We start from the raw sequence: 20,689 nt of genomic DNA on the forward strand, positions 1-20,689 counted from the left end.
GGCAGTGCGCGTCCGGCTCAGCTCGCCGCCGGGCGCACCTCGTCGGCCATGGACCATCGCGGACATTGCATCGACCACCCCCGCGACCGGGCAACCGATTATCGCTGTCTTGATTTCGCGACCCGCTCCGGATTTACTCTGCCCGGACCGGAGCCTCCCGCTCCGCAGAGATGAGGGAACAGCGCGTGTCCGCAGACGTGCCCGCCGACGGCGTGGACTTCCCGGAGCGGCCCACGCCGCCGGGCCTCTCGCACGTCGAGCCCGAGAAGCTGTGGGTGGACGGAGTCGTACGGCAGGTCTCCCTGCCGCCGCTCGTACCGGCCGTCCTGGACGGGTCCCTCGCCGACATCCCCTTCGACAACGCGCGAGAGGCTCCGGGCGAGGCTGTCCTCAGTAGAAAGCAGGCGGACGGCCGCTGGCGGGACGTCACCGCCGCCGCGTTCGCCGACGAGGTCCGCGCCGTCGCGAAAGGGCTGATCGCCGAGGGTCTGAAGCCCGGCGACCGGCTCGCGATCATGGCCCGTACGGCCTACGAGTGGACGCTCATCGACTTCGCGGCCTGGGCCGCCGGCCTGGTCACCGTCCCCGTCTACCCCACCTCCTCCGCGTTCCAGACCCGCTGGATCCTCCAGGACTCCGGCGCGGTCGCCTGCGCGGTCGAGAGCGCCGAGCAGGCGCGGCTGATCAGCCACGAGCGCAGGCAGCTGCCGGACCTCGCCCGCCTCTGGACCTTCGACAGCGGGGCGGTCGACACACTGCGCGCGGCAGGCGCCGACGTCCCCGACGAGGAGCTCGACGCGCGGCGGGCCGCGCTCTCGCCCGAGTCCCTCGCGACCCTCGTCTACACCTCCGGCACCACGGGAAGCCCCAAGGGCTGCGTCCTCACGCACGCCAACTTCTTCGCCGAGGTGGACAATTGCATCGAACTGCTCCACCCCGTCTTCAAATCGGTGAGCAAGGAGCCCGCCTCCACGCTGCTCTTCCTGCCGCTCTCCCATGTCTTCGGACGCATGGTCGCGGTGGGCTGTCTGCGCGCGCGGGTGCGGCTCGGGCACGCGCCGTCGCTGCGCACCGACGACCTCATCGCCGATCTGGCGGGCTTCCGGCCGACGTTCCTGCTGGCTATCCCGTATGTGCTGGAGAAGGTCTTCAACACCGGCCGCGCCACGGCCGAGACGATGGGCCGCGCCTCGTCCTTCGACCGTGCCGCGAAGATCGCCCGGTCGTACGGGACGGCCGTCGAGGCCGCGTCCGCCGGTACGGGCCCCGGCCCCTCGCTGCCCCTGAGAGCCGCCCGCGCGCTGTACGACCCGCTGGTCTACCGGCGGATACGGGCCGCCCTCGGCGGCAAGGTCGTGCAGGCCATCTGCGGCGGCTCCCCGCTGGGGCGACCGCTCGCCGCGTTCTACGCGGGCGCGGGGATCACGATCTTCGAGGGGTACGGCCTGACGGAGACCACGGCCGCCGCCACGGTGACGCCGCCGCTCAAGCCCCGCCTGGGCACGGTGGGCTGGCCGCTGCCCGGCACCTCCGTACGGATAGCCGACGACGGCGAGGTACTGCTGAGCGGTGGTCAACTCTTCGCCGGATACTGGGACATGGAGCGCGGCGAGCCCGTACCCGTCCTGGACGAGGGCTGGTTCGCGACGGGTGACCTGGGCGCGCTGGACGACGACGGCTATCTCACGATCACCGGCCGCAAGAAGGACATCATCATCACGTCGGCCGGCAAGAACGTGGCCCCGGCCCCGCTGGAGGACTGGCTGCGCGCCCACCCGCTGATCGGCCAGTGCCTGGTGCTCGGTGACAACCGCCCGTACGTCACGGCGCTGATCACCCTTGAGGCGGACGGGCTCGCGCACTGGTGCCAGATGAGGAAGAAGCAGCACCTGACGCGGGAGGAGCTGGTCGCGGACGAGGACCTGCTCGCCGCGCTGCAACGGGCGGTCGACGAGGCCAACCGGCTGGTGTCCAGGGCGGAGTCGATCCGCCGCTTCCGGGTGCTGACGGTGTCCTTCACCGAGGAGGGCGGGCATCTGACGCCGTCGCTGAAGGTGAAGCGGCCGGCGGTGGTGGAGGACTTCGCGGCGGAGATCGAGGAGCTGTACGGGTAGCCGGGCGGGGGCCGTCGTGTCCTCGACGCCGGACGGGCCGGAGTCCTGTCATCGAGCGCCGGACGGGCTCGGGGTGGTGCCCGGCCGGACGGGCCGGGGCTTTGTCCTCAAGCGCCGTGACGGGCTTGATCGGGCCCGGCCGGGATGCGGGGTTCGCCGGAGTGGGTGGTTGGTCCCCGAACGCCGGACGGGCTCGGTCGTGCCCGGCGGATTGGTCGCGTGGGCGTCAGCCCTTCTTGCGGGGTCCCAGCAACTGCTCGCGTAGCGCCGTGAGTTGGTGTGAGGACTCCACAGCGCGCGTCTCGTCCAGCGTCGTGAGCGCCAGCAGCAGGACGTCCGCCACCACCAGGCCCGTCAGGGACTCCGCCGTGATGCCGGTCGGGGTGTGCGGCGCCGTGAGGACCGCCTCGACCCGGCTCTCGAAGGTCTCGCCCAGCTCGTCGGTCACCAGAACGACCTTCGCGCCGACCGCCCTGGCCCGCTCCACCAGCACCGTCAGCTCTATCAGTTCACGCCCCGGCTGGAAGATCACCACCGCGTCCCCCTGGCCCACCGCCAGCAGCGCGTCAGCCAGGGCGAAGCCCGTCTCGCCGACGAAGCGGGCCCGGCGGCCGATCCTGCCGAGCGCCAACGCCAGGTGTCTCGCCGCCAGTTCGGACGCCGCGACGCCGTAGCAGAACACCTCGCGCGCGGGGGCGAGCGCGGCCACCGCGCGGCGCAGCGCGGCCGGTTCGGTGAGCCGGCGGCCGTGGTCGACGCGGTCCCTGGCCTCGTCGAAGACATCGCGCCAGATGGTGTCGAGGTCCTGGCCGACATGGTCGATGCGCTGCTTGAGCCGTACCTCCGGGGCGACCGTCGCCGTGAAGTCCGCCGCCAGCTCGCGCTTGAGGGCGGGCAGGCCCGCGTAGCCGAGGCGCTGGAGAGAGCGGACGACCGTCGCGTTGCTGGTGCCGCTCGCCGCGCCGAGCTCCTGGGCGCCGGCGAAGAGGAGCTGCTCGACGGGTGCGCTGGCCAGATACTGCGCGACGGCGCGCTCGGAAGCCGACAGCTCCTCCCACTGGTCGCGCACGGCCGCCCGGAGCCGGGTCACGCCCGCACCCGAGGGCCCCGCCTCCGGGCCCCCCGGCTGTCCGGACTCTGGAATTTCCATTACACCCATTGACTTCCCTGTCTCCGCCATTACTCTCCTGGACAACGCATTCCAAGAGGAACGCTCCATGAAATCGACGTTACAGGATCGCGTTCCGTCGCGAGGAGAACAATGGCACCCCGCTCCCTTCCGGTCATCGAGATCTCCGGCTCACCGCGCGAGCGCGGCCGGCAGTACGGCGAGGCCGTACGTCCCCAACTGCACGCCGCCCTCGGCTACTACGCGGAGGCCTTCGGCCAGTCCGCCGGCCTCACCTGGGACCGCGTCACCGCACGCGCCGAGCGCTGGCTCGACCCCGTCGCGGCCTACGCGCCCGACCTCGTGGAGGAGATGCGCGGCATCGCCGACGGCGCGGGCGTGAGCCTGCTCGACGTCCTCGCGCTCAACGCCCGCGGCGAGGTCATCTACGACAAGTCGTTCGCCACGATGAGCGAGGGCGCTCCGGGCACCGCCGACCCGGACGAGGCCCCCGACGGCTGCACCTCCTTCGCCGCGTACGGCGCCGCCAGCGGCGACGGACACGTCTACGCGGGCCAGAACTGGGACTGGCGCGCGGGCGTCGCCGACACCGTCGTCATGCTGCGGATCGTCCAGCCGCCCAAGCCCACCCTGATCATGCAGGTCGAGGCCGGACAGGTCGGCCGGCAGGGCGCCAACTCGGCCGGTATCGCGCTCAACGCGAACGGTCTCGGCGGCAGGTTCGACGACACGGTCGGACTGCTCCAGACCGTCGTACGCCGCTCCGTGCTCGACCAGCCCACCATCACCGACGCCCTCGACGTGCTGTGCCGCACCCGCGCACACATCGCCAGCAACGCGCTGCTCACCTGCCGCGAAGGCTTCGCGATCGACCTGGAGACCACCCCCGCCGGGCACGGCTGGCTCTACCCCACCGACGGCCTCCTCGTGCACGGCAACCACTACCAGGCGGGAGTCCCCGCCGCCCTCGCCGCGGGCTACCGCCCCATGTCGTCCGACTCCCTCGTCCGCGTCCCGCGCGCCGAGGAAGGGCTGCGTCGGCTCCGCGGCTCCACCGGTTCCGACGAGTCCCGCAAGCTGATCAAACAGGCGATGTCGGACCACCTGGGCCTCCCCGAGTCGCTGTGCACGCACCCCGATCCGCGGCAGCCGCGGATCAAGCACTGGGCCACGCTCGTCTCCTCCTGCGTCGATCTGACCAGCGGTGACTACTACGTGACCGCCGGTACTCCCTGCGACCGGGACTACCAGCACATGCCCTGGAACGTGTACGACGGTCCGTATGGAGACCGCCCGTACGACCCGGCGTACGACCCGGCGCACGAGATCACCGAAGACCACGCCCCGCACCACGCGATGTCCACCACGGGAGCCCAGCGATGAGCAGCACGCGCACCACCGTCACGGCAGCCCTGGCCGTGGCGACCCTGCTGGCCGCGGCCGGCTGTAGCGGCGCCGACCAGAGCGGCACCGGCGGCGAGAGTGCCGACGCCGCCTCACTGAAGCTGTCGGCGACCACCCCGGCGGCCAAGGGCGGGCTCGCCCAGGCCAACTGGCTCCTGGAGGACGAGCCCGACTCCCTCGACCTCGACACCCAGGGCACCAGCGCGGGCCGCGTCGTCCTCACCAACGTCTGCGAGCGGCTCTACCAGCTCCAGCCGGACATGTCGGTGAAGCCGCTGCTCGCCGAGAAGGCCGAGACCCCCGACGACCACACGCTCGTCCTCACCGTCCGCGACGGCGTGACCTTCCACGACGGCACGGACATGACCGCCGACGACGTCCTGTGGAGCCTTGAGCGGCACGCCGACCCGGACATGGAACAGAGCGACGAGTTCACCAACGTCGCGGGCATGAGGAAGACCGGCGAGCGCGAGGTCACCGTCACCTTCAAGCAGCCCGACGCCCTCTTCACCAAGGCGCTCGCCGGTGACGCGGGCCTCGTCTGGAACCAGGAGCAGGTGGAGAAGTCCGGTGAGGACTTCGGTACACCGGGCCAGCCCGACGCCTGCTCCGGCCCGTACGAACTCGCGAGCTGGCGCTCCGGCGACTCGATCATCATCCACAGCTACGACGAGTACTGGGGCAAGAAGGCGCTCACCGACAAGGTCGTCTTCCGCTGGGCCTCCGACAGCGCTCTCGTCAACGCCGTGACGACCGGCGCCGCCGACGGCGCGTACACCGAGTCGCCCAACACCGCCTCCGCCCTGCGCGGCAAGAAGGGCATCGACCAGCACTACGGTCCCTCCACCGCCTCGCTCGTACTCATACCGACCGAGCGCGGCGGCCTGAAGAACGCGGCCGTCCGCCAGGCGCTCTCGCTCGCGATCGACCGCGACGGCATCGCCAAGTCCGGCTACGGCGGCCTCGTGGAGCCGTGGGCGACACCCGTCGGCGCCGGGGCCTGGGGGTACGAGAAGCCCGCCTTCGAGGCCGCGCAGAAGAAGATCACGAACGCGCCCGACAGCCCCTCCGCCGACGATCTGACCCGTGCGAAGAAGCTGGTGGAGGAGTCGGGCGTGAACGCGGCCGAGCCGATCGTCATCGGCACCGACGCCAGCCAGGGCCGGACGGTCGTCGCCAACGCGACCCGCTCCGCGCTCCAGCGGATCGGCCTCAAGGGGCAGATCAAGACCGTGCCGACGGCGCAGTTCGAGCAGTTCTACAGCGACCCGCAGGTCCGCTCCGAGATCGACGTCCTCGTCGGTGACTGGTACATCTCCAAGTCCGACCCGATGGGCTTCTACGACAACGGGCTCTCCGACTCCTCCAACAACTGGGTCGGCTTCAAGGACGCCACCTACGACGCCCAGGTGAAGAAGGCCCTCGGCACGCTGGACGACGCCGAACGCGCGAAGCTCGCCGTCGACGTCCAGCGCAGGTTCACCGACGCCGCCGTCTGGATCTCGGTCGCACAGGTGCCGTCCGTGCTGGTGCTGGGCGACAAGCTGACCGGCCCGCCCGCCTCCATGGCGTACCTCTACTACCCGTGGGCCGCCGAGCTCGGCACCAAGACCGCCGACAGCGCGTCCGGCACCGGCATCGGGAAGGGCTGACCGGCATGCTCGCCCGAATCTCCAGGCGTCTCGCGGGGCTGCTGGCCACTCTCTTCGCCGCGTCGTTCGTCATCTTCGCGGCCGTGTACGCGGCCCCCGGCGACCCGGCCGTCTTCCTGGCCGGGGGCCGGGACAAGCTGACCCCCGAGAAGCTCGAACTGGTCCGTCAGCAGTACCACTTGGACGAGCCGCTGGCCGTCCAGTACGGCCGCTGGCTCTGGGACGGCGTCCATCTCGACCTCGGCCGCTCCTTCAAGTACAGCGACCAGGTGGCCGACCTGCTGGCCGCCCGCCTCCCGACCACCCTCGCGCTGGTGGCGTACGCGACCGTCCTCTTCGTCGTCATCGGCGTCGGGGCCGGTGTGCTCGCCGCCGTCAGGCGCGGCACCTGGGTCGACTCGACGGTCGTCGGCGGTACGACGCTCGCCGCGTCCGTCCCGTCCTTCGTCTCCGCCATCGCGCTCGTGGCGCTGTTCGGCGTCCAGCTCGGCTGGTTCCCCGTCACCGGCGGCGGCGAGGGCATCGGCGGGACGCTGCACCATCTGACCCTGCCCGCCGTCTCCCTGGCGCTCGGAGCGCTCGCGCTGATCAGCCGGGTCACCCGGCAGGCGATGGTCGACGCGGGCACCGCCGACCATGTGGAGGTGGCGCGCGCCTCGGGACTGCCCGAACGCGACATCGTCCGCAGGCATGTCCTGCGCAACGCGCTCGCCCCCATCGTCACCATGTGCGGCCTCGTCATGGCGGGCATGCTCGCCGGCACCGTCGTCGTGGAGACGGCCTTCGGCATCAGCGGTATCGGCTCGCTGCTCGTCGGCGCCATCAACACCCACGACTTCCCGGTGGCCCAGGCCGTCCTGCTGCTGATGGTCACCGGCTACATCGTGGTCACCACCCTCGTCGACCTCGTCCATCCGCTGCTCGACCCACGAGTGAAGGAGCGTGCGGCATGACGGCGCTGACCCTCGCCCCGGTCGGCGGAGCACGGCCCCGCCGCTCCGCCGGCGTACGCCTCGCGGGCGGCTTCCTCGTCCTCGTCGTACTGGCCGCGCTCCTGGCGCCGTTCATCGCGCCGTACGCCCCCGACACCATCGACCTCTCGGCGTCCCTGGTCGGCACCTCCGGCGACCATCTGCTCGGCACCGACTCCTCGGGCCAGGACCTGCTCTCACGGGTGCTGTACGGGGCCCGTACGAGCCTGATCGCCCCGGTCCTGCTGCTGGCCATCGCGGCGCTGCTCGGCGTGAGCCTCGGCACGCTCGCCGCCTGGCGCGGCGGCTGGGTGGACACCCTCGTCTCCCGGATCACGGACGTCATGTACGCGTTCCCCGGGCTGCTGTTCACCGTTCTGATCATCGCGGTCTTCGGCGCCGGGATGACCACGTCCGTGCTGGCGCTCGGCCTCGCCTACACACCCACCGTCGCCAAATACACCCGGTCCGTGGCGCTCGCCGAGCGCCGCAAGCCGTACATCGACTCCTACCGCGTGCAGGGCATGGGCGGCGCCCGCATCTGCGCCCTGCACCTCGTGCCCAATCTGGGGCGCTCCATCGTCGGCTATCTCGTCGTGCTCTTCGGCGAGGCCCTGATGTCCCTGGCGACCCTGTCCTACCTCGGCTTCGGGGCCCAGCCGCCCAGCTCCGACTGGGGGCTGATGGTCCAGGAGGGCCAGGCCGCCGTCGTCCAGGGCGCGCTGCTCCCGGCGCTCGTACCCGGCGTGGCCATCGCGCTCGTCGTGGTCTCCTTCAACGTCGTCGGCGTCCGGGCCGCCGACCGACTCGGCAGCGGGAGGTAACCGCGTGCTCCTCGACATCGACAGCCTCACGGTCCAACTCCCCGGCGCAGCCCGGCCCGTGCTCACCGACGTCACCCTGCGGGTGGCGAGCGGCGAAGTGGTCGGCCTGGTCGGCGAATCGGGCTCCGGCAAATCCACCACCGCCAACGCGGCCCTGCGTCTGCTGCCGGGCGACGCCACGGCCACCGGCCGGATCGGCGTGGACGGCACCGACGTGCTCTCCCTCACCGGGGACGCGCTGCGGGCCCACCGCTCCCGTACGGTCGCGATGGTCCACCAGGACCCGCGCTCGGCCCTCAACCCCGTACGCCGCGTCGGGGACTTCCTCACGGAGCGGCTGCGCGGAGCGGGACTCGACCAGCGCGCGGCCCGCGCCAGGGCCGTCGAACTCCTGGCCGCCGTCGGCCTGTCCGACCCCGAACGCCGGGTACGGCAGCGCCCGCACGAGCTCTCCGGCGGCATGCTCCAGCGCGTCGTCATCGCGGGCGCGCTCGCCGCCGAGCCCCGGCTGCTGCTCGCCGACGAGGCGACCAGCGCGCTGGACGTGACCACGCAGGCGGAGATCCTGGCGCTGCTCAGGTCCCTGCGCACCTCCGGCGAAGGCAGGGCGCCGGGGATGCTCTTCATCACGCACGACCTGCAACTGGCCGCCGCCTACTGCGATCGCGTGTACGTCATGTACGCGGGCCGGGTCGTAGAGGAGCGGTCCGCCGGCGACCTGTTCGCCCGGCCTCGGCACCCGTACACCCGGGGGCTGCTGGAGTGTTCGCCGACGCTGGACACGGAGGTGCGCGAGATCCGCCCCATCCCCGGCCGGCCGCCGTCGCTCGCCGACGCCTTCACCGGCTGCGAGTTCGCCTCGCGCTGCCCGGAGGCGGAGGCCGCGTGCGAGACGTGGCGGCCCGAGCCGGTCGCGCTGGACGACGGCGGTACGGCGGCCTGCCGCAGGCTGCCGGTCACGGAAGGAAGCGTGCGATGAAGGACGTTTCGCAGGGGCACGCCTCGCAGGGGCACGCCCTGGCCGTGGAGGGGCTGCGCAAGGAGTACCCGCTGCCCGGCGGCGGCCGGCTCACCGCGGCCGAATCGGTCGGCTTCACCGTCCCGTCGGGCGGTTCGCTGGGCATCGTGGGGGAGTCCGGCTCGGGCAAGACGACCGTCGCGCGGATGCTCGTCGGTCTCGTACGGCCCGACGCCGGCACCGTACGGGTGGCGGGCCGCGTCCGCGAGATGCGCGCACCACGCGGCAGGGCGGCCCGGCTGGCCAGGGCCAGGGAGATCCAGATGGTCTTCCAGGACCCGTACATCTCACTGGATCCCCGGCTGACGTCCCGTCAATGTCTCACCACCGCACTGCGGTTGCACGGCCGCGACGACTCACTGGCCGACGGGCTGCTCGACCGCGTGGGGCTCGGTGCCCGCGAGGCGGGGGCGCGTCCGCACGGGATGTCGGGCGGCCAGCGGCAGCGGCTCGCGATCGCGCGTGCGCTGGCCGTCGACCCGCGGGTGCTGGTGCTCGACGAGGCGGTGGCCGCGCTGGACGTGTCCATCCAGGCGCAGATCCTTCAGCTCCTGGGCGAGATCCGCCGGGACACCGGTGTCGCGCTGGTCTTCGTGAGCCACGACCTGGCCGTGGTGCGGCACATCACCGACGAGGTGCTGGTCATGCGGCGCGGCACGGTGGTCGAACAGGGCCCGACGGACGGGGTGTTGGCCGCGCCGGCCCACCCGTACACCCAACGCCTGCTCGCGTCCGTGCCCCGGCCGGGCTGGGACCCGGCGGCGGTCGCGGGAGCGGTCGCGGAGGCGTAACTCCCGGACAAGGCAGGAGCCCTGCTCCCCGCACTGGACATGTGGGGAGCAGGGCTCCTTGATACTGCTTGTTTTCCGTGCGCGATCTACCGACCCAGGGCAACTAGGCCGGGGTTACGTTCTCCGCCTGCGGGCCCTTCGGGCCCTGGGTGACGTCGAAGTTCACGACCTGGTTCTCCTCGAGGGAGCGGAAGCCGGTCGCGTTGATCGCGGAGTAATGGACGAAGACATCCGGGCCGCCGCCGTCCTGGGCGATGAAGCCGAAGCCCTTTTCAGCGTTGAACCACTTGACGGTTCCGGTAGCCATAAGCCCTCCTTGGGCCAAAGGGTTGCCCTGCTCCAGAACCTGCAAACAAGTCTGAAAACTACAAAAGCCTGCGGGTCACATTCTCCGCAGGCTCTGTACTGCAAGGGAAACCAAACTGCAACTTGCGGCGAGCCTAGCACGCGGCTCACGGCCAGCGGTAGGGGGAAAGATCACCCAAAGATCACCTCACCCGGACGTTTGAAGAGGGCCCCGACGGGCTGACGGAACGAGCCCCCCGATGTGGTCCCTGACGTGCGACGGAGACTCGCCCGAGTACCCTCCCCGGCGCCCCCGTGCGCCCCCGAGCGCCCCACAGGTCTAGCCTCGCGGTGTGGACAGCTCCTCTGAAAGCACAGCAATCCTCGACCCGGGCCCGAGCGATCACCCCCGCGTCCGGCCGCGCGTCGGGCACATCCAGTTCCTGAACTGCCTCCCCCTTTACTGGGGCCTCGGCAGAACAGGAGCCCTCTTCGATCTTGAGCTGACGAAGGACACCCCGGAGAAGCTCAGCGAGCGCCTCGTGCGCGGAGATCTCGATATCGGTCCTGTCACCGTGGTCGAATTCCTCCGCAATGCAGAGGACCTCGTCGCATTCCCCGATCTCGCGGTCGGCTGCGACGGCCCCGTCATGTCCTGCCTGATCGTTTCGCAGGTGCCGCTCGAAGAACTCGACGGGGCGCGGGTCGCCCTCGGCTCGACCTCGCGGACCGCCGTACGGCTCGCGCAGCTCCTGCTCGCCGAGAAGTACGAGGTCACCCCCGACTACTACACGTGCCCGCCCGACCTCGGTCTGATGATGCAGGAGGCGGACGCGGCCGTACTGATCGGCGACGCGGCCCTGCGCGCCTCGCTGCACGACGCGCCCCGCCTCGGGCTCCAGGTCCACGACCTCGGCCAGATGTGGAAGGACTGGACGGGTCTGCCGTTCGTCTTCGCCGTGTGGGCGGCGCGCAAGGACTATCTGGCGCGTGAGCCGGAGACCGTGCGCGATGTGCACCGGGCGTTCCTCGCCTCCCGCGACGTGTCGCTGGAGGAGGTCACCAAGGTCGCCGAACAGGCGGCCCGCTGGGAGACCTTCGACGCGGAGCTGCTGGAGCGCTACTTCACGACGCTCGACTTCCGCTTCGGCCCCGACCAGCTCGCGGGGGTACGGGAGTTCGCCCGCCGTACCGGACCCACGACCGGCTATCCCGCCGACCCCCGGGTCGAGTTGCTCCCCTCCTGAGAAGGTGGGGGGACACAGAACGGGGAGGGGACGGGATGCAGCCGCTCGACGCGGACGGGCCCCGCACCATCGGCGCGTACCGGCTGCTCGGCAGACTCGGTGCCGGCGGCATGGGCCGGGTCTATCTGGCCAGGTCCGAGGGCGGCCGTACGGTCGCAGTGAAGGTCATCCATCCGCATCTCGCGCTGAACGAGGAGTTCCGGGCCCGGTTCCGCCGCGAGGTGGCGGCGGCCCGCCGGGTCGGCGGCGCGTGGACGGCGCCGGTGCTCGACGCCGACCCGGAGGCGCAGACGCCGTGGGTGGTCACCGGCTATGTGGCGGGGCCCTCGCTGACGCAGGCGGTCGCCACGTACGGTCCGCTGCCCGAGCCGACGGTACGGGCACTGGGAGCCGGGCTCGCCGAGGCGCTGGGCGCGGTCCACGAGCTGGGCCTCGTCCACCGTGACGTCAAACCGTCGAACGTCCTGCTGGCCCTCGACGGCCCCCGGCTCATCGACTTCGGCATCGCGCGCGCCACGGACGGCACCGCCTCGCTCACCTCCACCGGAGTCTCGGTCGGCTCACCCGGCTACATGTCGCCCGAGCAGATACTCGGCAAGGGCGTCACGGGCGCGGCCGACGTGTTCTCGCTGGGGGCGGTACTCGCCTACGCCACGGCCGGAGCGAGCCCCTTCCCCGGGGACTCGTCCGCCGCGCTGCTCTACAAGGTGGTCCACGGGGAGCCCGAACTCGACTCGCTGGAAGGCGGGTTGAAGGAACTGGTCGCCCGCTGTCTGGCCAAGGACCCGGCCGCGCGCCCCGCGCCCGCCGAGATCGCCGCACGGCTCGCGCCCGGCGGGGCGGCCCCGCTGGTGGACGCGGGCTGGCTGCCGGACCCGCTCGTACGGGAGGTCAGCCGGGCGGCCGTCCAACTGCTGGACCTGGAGGCGGCGCAGCCCGTACGGAGCGCTCCCGGGCCGGTGGTGCACTGGCCGACGCCCCCGCCGCCCGACACGCCCCCGCAGTCGGCCGCCCATGTGCCGACCGCCGGACATCCGTCCGCCGCCGGGCATCCCCCCACCGCCGCGAACCGGATCCCGGCCGCCGCCGGATCGGCGCCCCCGCTCGGGGAGTTCGGGGCGCCGACGTACCCGGACGCGCTCGCGCACCCGGACGGCCCGCCCGGACCCCGTACGGCCGACGGCCGCCCCCAGGACGTCCAGGACACCCAGGACCCCCGGATGTCCCTGTCCGTCACCGCCGGCCGGGCCGGGCCGCGCCGCCGCAAGGTGAGCTGCACGGTCGCCCTCGCGGTGGCGGGAGCGCTGGCCGCGGTCACGCTGGGCGGGACACTGCTCGTCGACCAGTTCTCGGACAACAAGAAGTCCGACTCCGCCGACCAGGGCCCCGCGGGCACGGGCCCGAGCGCGTCGGCGACGCGCGACGGGGCCACCGGCCCGCTCACGGCCGTACCCAAGCAGTTCGTCGGCACCTGGAAGGGACCGACGACCGAGGACAGCGGGCTGCCGCACGGCGACTACACGGTCGAGATCACCGCGGGCGGGAAGGGCGAGAAGGTGTTCCGCTCGACGAGCTTCCTCTCGCTCCTCGGTGTGGAGGCGAAGTGCTACGGGGTGGGCACGCTCGTGTCCGCCACCGCGAAGGAGATCAGGGTCGAGGAGTCCACGGATCCCGACCGGCCCGGCGGGGCGGGGATGTGCACGACCACGGAGGCCGCCCAGTTGACGTTCACGCTCACGGGCGACGGTGATCTGCGGTTCACCTCGGCGGAGGAAGCGGCGGGCAACCCGACCGGGACGCTGAAGAAGCAGTAGCCACCTCTGGGGTCCCGCGAGCCCGGCAACCGGTACGCCCGTACCCCTGGCGTACGCTGGATCGGACCGTAGATCCACTGATACACCGCCGAAAGGTGACGCCCCGGTGACCGAGAAGGCCGACCAGCAGTCTGTCCTCGACCGCGCTGCCGAGGGTGGCCGGATCACCCCCGAAGAGGCGCTCGACCTCTACCGTTCGGCCCCCCTCCACGCGCTCGGCGCCGCCGCCGACCGCGCGCGCCGCCGCCGTTACGCCGGCACGGAGCACATCGCGACGTACATCATCGAGCGGAACATCAACTACACGAACGTCTGCGTGACGGCGTGCAAGTTCTGCGCCTTCTACGCGGCCCCCAAGGACACCGACAAGGGCTGGACCCGCGACCTCGACGACATCCTGCGCCGCTGCGCGGAGACCGTCGAACTCGGCGGCACCCAGATCATGTTCCAGGGCGGCCACCACCCCGACTACGGCGTGGAGTACTACGAGAAGCACTTCGCCGCCATCAAGGCCGCGTTCCCGCAGCTCGTCATCCACTCCCTCGGCGCCTCCGAGATCGAGCACATGGCCCGGATCTCGGACGTCTCCGTGGAGGAGGCGATCCGCCGGATCCACGAGGCGGGCCTCGACTCGTTCGCGGGCGCCGGCGCCGAACTGCTGCCGGCCCGGCCGCGCAAGGCGATCGCCCCGCTCAAGGAGTCCGGCGAGCGGTGGCTGGAGATCATGGAGACCGCGCACGGTCTCGGCGTCGAGTCGACGTCCACGATGCTCATGGGCACCGGGGAGACGAACGCCGAGCGCATCGAGCACCTGCGGATGATCCGCGACGTACAGGACCGGACGGGCGGCTTCCGGGCGTTCATCCCGTACACCTACCAGCCCGAGAACAACAAGCTGAAGGGGCAGACGCAGGCGACCCTCTTCGAGTACCTGCGGATGATCGCCATCGCCCGGATCTTCCTCGACAACGTCGCCCACATTCAGGGCTCCTGGCTGACCACGGGCAAGGAGGTCGGCCAACTGTCCCTGCACTACGGCGCGGACGACCTCGGCTCGATCATGCTGGAGGAGAACGTCGTCTCGTCGGCGGGGGCGAAGCACCGCTCCAACCGGCTGGAGATCATCGACCTGATCCGCAAGTCGGGCCGGGTCCCGGCGCAACGCGCCACGACGTACGAGCACATCGTCGTGCACGACGACCCGGCACTGGACCCGGTCGACGAGCGCGTCGTCTCGCACTTCTCCTCCACGGCGATCGCGGGCGGCACGGCGCACCCGGAGCTCAAGCTGCTCGACGCCAACTGACCTGGTGGCACTGACGATTCACCGGGCGGACCTGCTGCTGCCCGGCGCGGGGCGCGCTCCCGTGCCGGACGGCGCGGTGCTGGTCGCGGGGGATTCGATCGAGGCCGTCGGCGGTTACGACGAGTTGGCGGCCACGCGTCCCGCCGCACGGGTCAGACGGTGGCCGGGCGTCCTCACACCGGGGCTGTGCAATGCGTACGGTCCCGAACTGCTGGAGCAGGCCTACCACCCCGACCCGCGCGAGGTCGGCGAACTGGGGACCGAACCGCTCACCGGCGACGCGCTCGCCGCGCTGGAGATGACCGACGCCCGCTGGGGCGCGAGCGCGCGGCGCGGGGTGCGGCGGATGCTGGCGCACGGGACGGTCGCGGTCGCCGGGACCCTGCGGCGGGAGACGGTGGTGGACGCCGTCGCGCGCTCGGGGCTCGGTGTCGAGAGGCGGTTCAGCGAACCGCCGGGCCCGGCCGATCTGGACCCCCTCGCCGGCCGGCCGGTCGAGGAGGCTTTCGTGCTGCCGCCGCTGGGCTTCGAGGGCCGCCAGGCCGACTTCGCCGTCTTCGACGTGGATGTCCCGCCCGGCGGCGACCCGTACGCCGCGCTGGCGCGGGCGGGCGCGGCCAGTTGCGTGGCCACCGTCCTCGACGGGCGGCTCGTCCACCGGCGCGCGTGAGGCAGGCGCCGGGCGGCGAGGGTGGCCTGCGAGAATGGCCGTAGTACCGCGACAGACGCACCGCAACCGAGAAGTGAGGCGGAACGCCAGTGACCCGGGCCTCCCTGGACAAGCAGCCGCACGAAGTCGCCTCGATGTTCGACGACGTGGCGGCGAATTACGACCTCACCAACGACGTGCTCTCCCTCGGCCAGGCGCGGCTCTGGCGCAAGGAGGTCGCCAGGGCGGTGAACGCCCGCCCCGCGCAGAAGGTCCTCGACCTCGCCGCGGGCACGGCCACCTCCTCCATGCCCTTCGCCGCCACCGGCGCCTACGTCGTCCCCTGCGACTTCTCGCTCGGCATGCTCCGCGAGGGCAAGAAGCGCCACCCCTGGCTGCCGCTGACCGCCGGGGACGCCACCAAACTGCCGTTCCGTGACGACGTCTTCGACACCGTCACGATCTCCTTCGGTCTGCGGAACGTGCACGACACGGACAGCGCGCTGCGTGAGCTGTACCGGGTGACCAAGCCCGGCGGGCAGGTCGTGATCTGTGAGTTCTCCCAGCCGGTGTGGGAGCCCTTCCGGACCGTCTACACGGAGTACCTGATGCGTGCGCTGCCGCCGGTGGCGCGCGGTGTGTCCTCGAACCCGGACGCGTACGTGTACCTCGCCGAGTCCATCCGCGCCTGGCCCGACCAGCCCGCTCTGGCCGGGCTGCTCCAGAAGGCCGGCTGGTCGAAGGTCGCCTGGCGGAATCTGACCGGTGGGGTCGTGGCACTGCACCGCGGGTTCAAGGCCGGTCCAGCCTGAGCCGGAAGCAGTACCCCTTCCGCTTGCCCACCGGCGTCAGGAACGTCTCCTCCAGCTCCATGCCGAGGCGCCGGGTCACCGCGACCGAGCGGTCGTTGCGGGCGTCGACCATCGCCACGACGGTGGGGACGCCCGCGGCCCGTACCCGCTCCAGCGTCGCGTGCGCGGCGGCCGTCACGTAACCCCTGCCCCAGTGGGCGCGGCCGAGGCGCCAGCCGATCTCGATCTCGCCGACCGGGCCGAACGACGTGTGGGGCCACGGCTGCGCGCCGGTGAAGCCGATGACCTCGTCGCTGTCGTCGAGCATCGTCCAGAGGCAGAAGCCGAGTTCGGCGGCGTGCGCCCGCTGACGGGCGGTGAACTCCTCGTACTCGGCGAGCGGTGCCGGGCCGCCGTGGAACTCCATGACATCGGGATCGTCGAACACCCGGTGCCATTCGCGGGCGTCCTGTTCGGTGGGAACGCGGAGCCGCACGACGGGGACCGGTCGGGTGATGTCGTTCATCGGGGCAGCCCTTCAACTTGTCGATCAACAGGCACCCATAGACTGCACCTGTCCAGTGCCGAACATGTCCACAGCCGTCGGTACGTCATGAGGGGACCCGCCCGCCGGGCCCCACGAGTCTTCGGGAGATCCCGCTGTGACCGAGCCCCTCTCCGAACACACCGCAGATGTGATCGTCGTCGGGGCCGGCCCGGCCGGTTCCACCACGGCGTACCACCTCGCCAGGTCGGGCCTGGACGTCCTGCTGCTGGAGAAGACGGCCTTCCCGCGCGAGAAGGTCTGCGGTGACGGCCTGACCCCGCGCGCCACCAAGCAGCTCGTGGGGATGGGCATCGACATCTCCGAAGAGGCCGGCTGGCTCCGCAACAAGGGGCTGCGCATCATCGGCGGTGGCGTACGGCTCCAGCTCGACTGGCCCGACCTGGCCAGCTATCCGGACTACGGCCTCGTACGCAAGCGTGACGACTTCGACGAGCAGTTGGCCCGGCAGGCGCAGAAGGCCGGGGCGCGGCTGCACGAGCGCTGCAACGTCGGTGCCCCGATCATCGATCCGCGCACCGGCCGGATCACCGGCGTCAACGCCAAGATGGGCGAGGAGAAGACGCCCGTCACCTTCCACGCCCCGCTCGTCGTCGCGGCCGACGGCAACTCCACGCGGCTGTCGCTCGCGATGGGGCTGCACCGGCGCGACGACCGGCCGATGGGCGTCGCCGTCCGTACGTACTTCACCTCGCCCCGGCACGACGACGACTATCTGGAGTCGTGGCTGGAGCTGTGGGACCGGCGCGGGCCGCAGGACCGGCTGCTGCCCGGCTACGGCTGGATCTTCGGCATGGGCGACGGCACGTCCAACGTCGGCCTGGGCATCCTCAATTCGTCGTCCGCCTTCAAGGAGCTGGACTGGCGCGAGGTGCTCAAGGCGTGGTGCGCGTCGATGCCGGCCGACTGGGGCTACACGCCCGACAACATGACGATGCCTATCCGCGGCGCCGCGCTGCCGATGGCCTTCAACCGGCAGCCGCACTACACCAAGGGCCTGCTGCTGGTCGGTGACGCGGGCGGGCTGGTCAACCCGTTCAACGGCGAGGGCATCGCGTACGCGATGGAGTCCGGCCAGATCGCGGCGGACGTCATCGTGCAGGCGCAGTCCCGGCAGACGCCGGGGCAGCGCGAGATGGCCCTCCAGCGCTATCCGCAGGTGCTCAAGGACACCTACGGCGGCTACTACACGCTGGGCCGTGCCTTCGTGAAGCTGATCGGCAACCCGAAGGTCATGAAGATCGCGACGCAGCGGGGGCTCACGCATCCGCTGCTGATGAAGTTCACGCTGAAGATGCTGGCGAATCTGACCGACCCGTCGGGCGGCGACGCGATGGACCGCATCATCAACGGTCTGAGCAAGGTCGCGCCCAAGTCGTAGGCGACCGCCTTGATTCCCAGCTCTTGATTCTCAGTCCTCGGCGCCGCTGACCTGGAACCCCTCGTCGGCGAGCGCCGCCAGGCTCTTGCCGCCGCCGCCCTCGGCCCAGCTCCGCAGGGCGGCGGCGTCGGCGAACCTGCCGACGTTCGTGTCGAGCGGGCTGTCCGTGTACTGGTGGAACTTCCACGCGGCCTTGATACGGGGCTTGCCCGCCGTCACGTAGTCCGCGATCCACAGGGCGTCGCCCGCCTCGCTCGTGGTGTCGCGGTTGAGCCAGAAGTCCCGGTTGCAGTACAGCCCGACGCGGTGGTCCGCGCCCCGCAGCCGCTGGACCTCCGCGAGGAAGTCGTCCTTCGACGCGCACGAGACGTCCGCGTCCTCCCAGTCGGCGAACAGCGGGTCGCCCGCGCGCTCGGCGGCCTCCTCCACGAAGTACTTCGCCTGGTCCTTCACGCTGCCCGGCCGCAGGAAGTGGTAGAAACCGACCACCAGTCCGGCGTCCCGCGCGTGTGAAGCCTGCGCCTTCATACGGGGGTTGAGGTACGAGGTGCCCTCGGTGGCTTTGACGATGGCGAAGCCGAGGTCCTTCGTGGAGAACGACGAGCTCTGGTACGACGATACGTCGACGCCCTTGACGGTCATCGGTGGTGCCTCCTGCGTGGTGGTGCGTGTGGGGGGAGAGGTTCCCTGTCTCTTCGGATGCCCTCGATGGCACCGGGCCACTCTCGAACGGCCCCACCCGGCAGGTCCGTTGGGAGTACGCCGGGGCACGGCGAAGGGCCGCCGCTCCCTGGGTGGGGGAGCGACGGCCCTCGGGTCGTGCCGGTGGGTCGTCGGTCAGAGGAGACGGACGGCGCCGGTCGGCGGGTCCCAGTCCAGCGTCTTCTCGACCACTCCGGTACCGGAGTTCTGCGCGCCGATGAACTTGCCGCCGCCGGAGTAGATCCCCACGTGGTACGCGCTGCCCGCGCCGCCCCAGTAAAGGATGTCGCCGGGCTGGAGGTTGTCCAGCGAGACCGCGGTGCCGGACGTGGACTGCGGCTGCGAGGTGCGCGGCAGGTCTACGCCGATCTGGCGGTAGGCGGCCTGGACGAGGCTGGAGCAGTCCCACGAGTCGGGGCCGGTGGAGCCGAGGACGTACGCGTCGCCGACCTGGGCGCGCGCGAAGGCCAGGACGGCGGCGGCCGAGCCGGTGGCCTGTGTGCCGCTGTCCGAGGACGAGGCGGCGGAGCCGGAGGCGGAGAGCGTGGTGCGCTCCGTGGAGCGCGAGGCGCGCTCCTGGGCGGCCTCGGCGCGTGCGGCCTTCTCGGCCTTGGCCTTCGCCTCGGCCTTGCGGTCGGCCTCGGCCTTGGCCTTCTTGGCGACCTTCGCGGCCTTGGTCGCGGCGGCGTCTTCCTGCGCCTGGAGTTGGAGGTCGACGGCGACCTGCTGGGTGGCGTCCGCGGACTGCGCGAAGCCGCCGGCGAGACCGGAGGTGAGCGTGGGCATCTCGATGGTCTCGGTCACCGGCTCGGCGTGGGCCGGAGCGGCGGCACCGGCCAGCGCGATGGTGCTGAGGACGCCACCGGCGACTCCGGAACGGATCGCCGTTTTCGACGCGCCGCGGCGGGGCTTCCGGTGGCTGGGTATGTGAGCGGTGTGGGACATGAGGACAATCGCTATCAGGGCTTTCGGGTTCCCTTCAAGAAACGTGTGTTGCGCCACAGTTACGTTCGGAATAGATCAATCCACTTGCTAGTGGCCTTTATTGACGCCGTAACGGGCATAACGGTCACTCGTGATCATGGCCGTGATCATGGGCTTTCGGTGAATCGCCCTAATTGCCCGTCACCTACCACCCGTCCGCCCTCATGGCCAAGCCCCGCTTTTGAGAAGGTTGAGTGGAGTGGTGCAGGTCACAGAATGGTGAACGCCGCGAGTCCGGGACGCTCGTGAACGCGTGCACGATGACCACTTCCGGCCATCTCCGCCGACGGCCGTCCACCTCCGTCCCTCCACCTCCCCCGAGCGGGTGGCGCGCGCGCCTACCACTGAGCCCGCGTCCATCTCCAATTTGCGGCTCTCCGCGTTGCCTTGATAGAGCCGCACGCCTCCGACCAGCGGTGACTCTCCGCATTGTTACCTCGAGTGACCGTGCGGACGCTTGCTGTGCGAGGATCCACCGGCCCTCTGACGCATGATCGATCGTCGGGTGGTGGAGATCACAAACTCCTTGTCCCACCCCGTGTCGCACGTCACAGACCGGGAGGCATAGGATGCGGGGCAGTCCGGCTTGTGAACTGCCTCACATACGCGTGATCTTCGCGGACGGCGGCGACAGAAGCTCGGTTGAGGACCAACGGTCAGGGACGACTGGAAGGAGCGAGGAGCGTGAATGCCTACGCGCCAATCCTCGTGCTCGGCGCTCTCGGTGCCGCGTTTGCGATCTTCTCCGTGGTGGCGGCCACGCTTATCGGCCCGAAAAGGTACAACCGGGCAAAACTCGAAGCGTACGAGTGCGGCATCGAGCCCACTCCCACGCCGGCCGGAGGTGGCCGCTTTCCCATTAAGTACTACCTGACGGCGATGCTCTTCATCATTTTCGACATCGAGATCGTCTTCCTTTACCCCTGGGCCGTCACCTTCGACGCACTGGGGCTTTTCGGGCTCGTTGAGATGTTGCTCTTCGTGCTCACCGTCTTCGTCGCCTACGCGTATGTGTGGCGGCGTGGCGGTCTGGAATGGGACTAAAGGCGCGGAGGGGCGACC

At 71.0% G+C, this 20,689-nt stretch carries 19 protein-coding genes; 14 read left to right on the plus strand and 5 right to left on the minus strand.

Features of this window, described 5'->3' with window-relative positions; all coding sequences use genetic code 11:
- Nucleotides 1-275: 275 nt before the first annotated feature.
- Complete coding sequence (locus tag ACFWHU_RS32900; protein WP_387229481.1) at nucleotides 276-2,114, plus strand: AMP-dependent synthetase/ligase; 1,839 nt, start codon at nucleotides 276-278, stop codon at nucleotides 2,112-2,114.
- A gap of 226 nt (nucleotides 2,115-2,340) precedes the next feature.
- Here ACFWHU_RS32900 and ACFWHU_RS32905 read toward each other — a convergent pair whose 3' ends face one another.
- Nucleotides 2,341-3,264 (minus strand): MurR/RpiR family transcriptional regulator, encoded by a 924-nt coding sequence (locus tag ACFWHU_RS32905; protein ID WP_385803596.1) that lies wholly within the window; start codon nucleotides 3,262-3,264, stop codon nucleotides 2,341-2,343.
- A gap of 111 nt (nucleotides 3,265-3,375) precedes the next feature.
- On the opposite strand from ACFWHU_RS32905, the gene ACFWHU_RS32910 reads away from it, so the two are divergent.
- From ACFWHU_RS32910 to ACFWHU_RS32935, 6 genes are read left to right on the plus strand one after another with little or no spacing between them, the layout of a single operon-like run.
- Complete coding sequence (locus ACFWHU_RS32910; RefSeq protein WP_387229438.1) at nucleotides 3,376-4,626, plus strand: C45 family autoproteolytic acyltransferase/hydolase; 1,251 nt, start codon at nucleotides 3,376-3,378, stop codon at nucleotides 4,624-4,626.
- Nucleotides 4,623-6,299: an ABC transporter substrate-binding protein gene (locus tag ACFWHU_RS32915; protein ID WP_385803592.1), complete on the plus strand. Its 1,677-nt coding sequence runs from the start codon at nucleotides 4,623-4,625 to the stop codon at nucleotides 6,297-6,299. The genes ACFWHU_RS32910 and ACFWHU_RS32915 overlap by 4 nt, the downstream gene beginning before the upstream one ends.
- Nucleotides 6,300-6,304: 5 nt before the next feature.
- A complete protein-coding gene (locus ACFWHU_RS32920; RefSeq protein WP_387229441.1) occupies nucleotides 6,305-7,252 on the plus strand; it encodes an ABC transporter permease in 948 nt (315 codons plus the stop codon).
- Entirely contained in the window at nucleotides 7,249-8,094 is an 846-nt protein-coding gene (locus ACFWHU_RS32925; RefSeq protein WP_385803588.1) for an ABC transporter permease, read from the plus strand. Before ACFWHU_RS32920 ends, ACFWHU_RS32925 begins: the two co-directional genes overlap by 4 nt.
- Before the next feature lie 4 nt (nucleotides 8,095-8,098).
- On the plus strand, nucleotides 8,099-9,073 hold the full coding sequence (locus ACFWHU_RS32930; protein ID WP_385803586.1) for an ABC transporter ATP-binding protein: 975 nt from the start codon (nucleotides 8,099-8,101) through the stop codon (nucleotides 9,071-9,073).
- Complete coding sequence (locus ACFWHU_RS32935) at nucleotides 9,070-9,903, plus strand: ABC transporter ATP-binding protein (RefSeq protein WP_385803584.1); 834 nt, start codon at nucleotides 9,070-9,072, stop codon at nucleotides 9,901-9,903. Before ACFWHU_RS32930 ends, ACFWHU_RS32935 begins: the two co-directional genes overlap by 4 nt.
- A 103-nt stretch (nucleotides 9,904-10,006) precedes the next feature.
- Here ACFWHU_RS32935 and ACFWHU_RS32940 read toward each other — a convergent pair whose 3' ends face one another.
- On the minus strand, nucleotides 10,007-10,210 hold the full coding sequence (locus ACFWHU_RS32940) for a cold-shock protein (RefSeq protein WP_017948713.1): 204 nt from the start codon (nucleotides 10,208-10,210) through the stop codon (nucleotides 10,007-10,009).
- 331 nt (nucleotides 10,211-10,541) lie between these two features.
- On the opposite strand from ACFWHU_RS32940, the gene ACFWHU_RS32945 reads away from it, so the two are divergent.
- The 5 genes from ACFWHU_RS32945 (at nucleotide 10,542) to ACFWHU_RS32965 (ending at nucleotide 16,016) form a co-directional block, all read left to right on the plus strand.
- Entirely contained in the window at nucleotides 10,542-11,435 is an 894-nt protein-coding gene (locus ACFWHU_RS32945) for a menaquinone biosynthetic enzyme MqnA/MqnD family protein (RefSeq protein ID WP_078075635.1), read from the plus strand.
- A gap of 35 nt (nucleotides 11,436-11,470) precedes the next feature.
- Nucleotides 11,471-13,249 carry a protein kinase gene (locus ACFWHU_RS32950; protein ID WP_387229445.1) on the plus strand — a complete coding sequence of 593 codons (1,779 nt, stop codon included), beginning with the start codon at nucleotides 11,471-11,473 and terminating at the stop codon, nucleotides 13,247-13,249.
- A gap of 106 nt (nucleotides 13,250-13,355) precedes the next feature.
- Nucleotides 13,356-14,555: a cyclic dehypoxanthinyl futalosine synthase gene (gene mqnC, locus ACFWHU_RS32955; RefSeq protein ID WP_387229448.1), complete on the plus strand. Its 1,200-nt coding sequence runs from the start codon at nucleotides 13,356-13,358 to the stop codon at nucleotides 14,553-14,555.
- Nucleotides 14,556-14,559: 4 nt separating this feature from the next.
- On the plus strand, nucleotides 14,560-15,225 hold the full coding sequence (locus ACFWHU_RS32960) for a hypothetical protein (protein ID WP_387229450.1): 666 nt from the start codon (nucleotides 14,560-14,562) through the stop codon (nucleotides 15,223-15,225).
- An 89-nt stretch (nucleotides 15,226-15,314) separates the two neighbouring features.
- Nucleotides 15,315-16,016: a demethylmenaquinone methyltransferase gene (locus tag ACFWHU_RS32965; RefSeq protein WP_385803576.1), complete on the plus strand. Its 702-nt coding sequence runs from the start codon at nucleotides 15,315-15,317 to the stop codon at nucleotides 16,014-16,016.
- Here ACFWHU_RS32965 and ACFWHU_RS32970 read toward each other — a convergent pair.
- On the minus strand, nucleotides 15,997-16,521 hold the full coding sequence (locus ACFWHU_RS32970; protein WP_387229454.1) for a GNAT family N-acetyltransferase: 525 nt from the start codon (nucleotides 16,519-16,521) through the stop codon (nucleotides 15,997-15,999). The genes ACFWHU_RS32965 and ACFWHU_RS32970 overlap by 20 nt on opposite strands.
- 136 nt (nucleotides 16,522-16,657) lie before the next feature.
- On the opposite strand from ACFWHU_RS32970, the gene ACFWHU_RS32975 reads away from it, so the two are divergent.
- Nucleotides 16,658-17,941, plus strand: coding sequence for a geranylgeranyl reductase family protein (locus ACFWHU_RS32975; protein WP_385803573.1), 1,284 nt, complete (start codon nucleotides 16,658-16,660; stop codon nucleotides 17,939-17,941).
- A 30-nt stretch (nucleotides 17,942-17,971) separates the two neighbouring features.
- Here the strand turns inward: ACFWHU_RS32975 and ACFWHU_RS32980 are convergent, their stop codons facing one another.
- Entirely contained in the window at nucleotides 17,972-18,583 is a 612-nt protein-coding gene (locus ACFWHU_RS32980; RefSeq protein ID WP_387229457.1) for a glycoside hydrolase family 25 protein, read from the minus strand.
- 195 nt (nucleotides 18,584-18,778) lie between these two features.
- Nucleotides 18,779-19,588, minus strand: coding sequence for a C40 family peptidase (locus tag ACFWHU_RS32985; RefSeq protein ID WP_387229459.1), 810 nt, complete (start codon nucleotides 19,586-19,588; stop codon nucleotides 18,779-18,781).
- Nucleotides 19,589-20,311: 723 nt separating this feature from the next.
- Here ACFWHU_RS32985 and ACFWHU_RS32990 point away from each other — a divergent pair.
- A complete protein-coding gene (locus tag ACFWHU_RS32990; RefSeq protein WP_078075627.1) occupies nucleotides 20,312-20,671 on the plus strand; it encodes an NADH-quinone oxidoreductase subunit A in 360 nt (119 codons plus the stop codon).
- Nucleotides 20,672-20,689: the final 18 nt, after the last annotated feature.

The sequence above is a fragment of the Streptomyces sp. NPDC060366 genome (assembly GCF_042725135.1).
Taxonomy (GTDB): domain Bacteria; phylum Actinomycetota; class Actinomycetes; order Streptomycetales; family Streptomycetaceae; genus Streptomyces.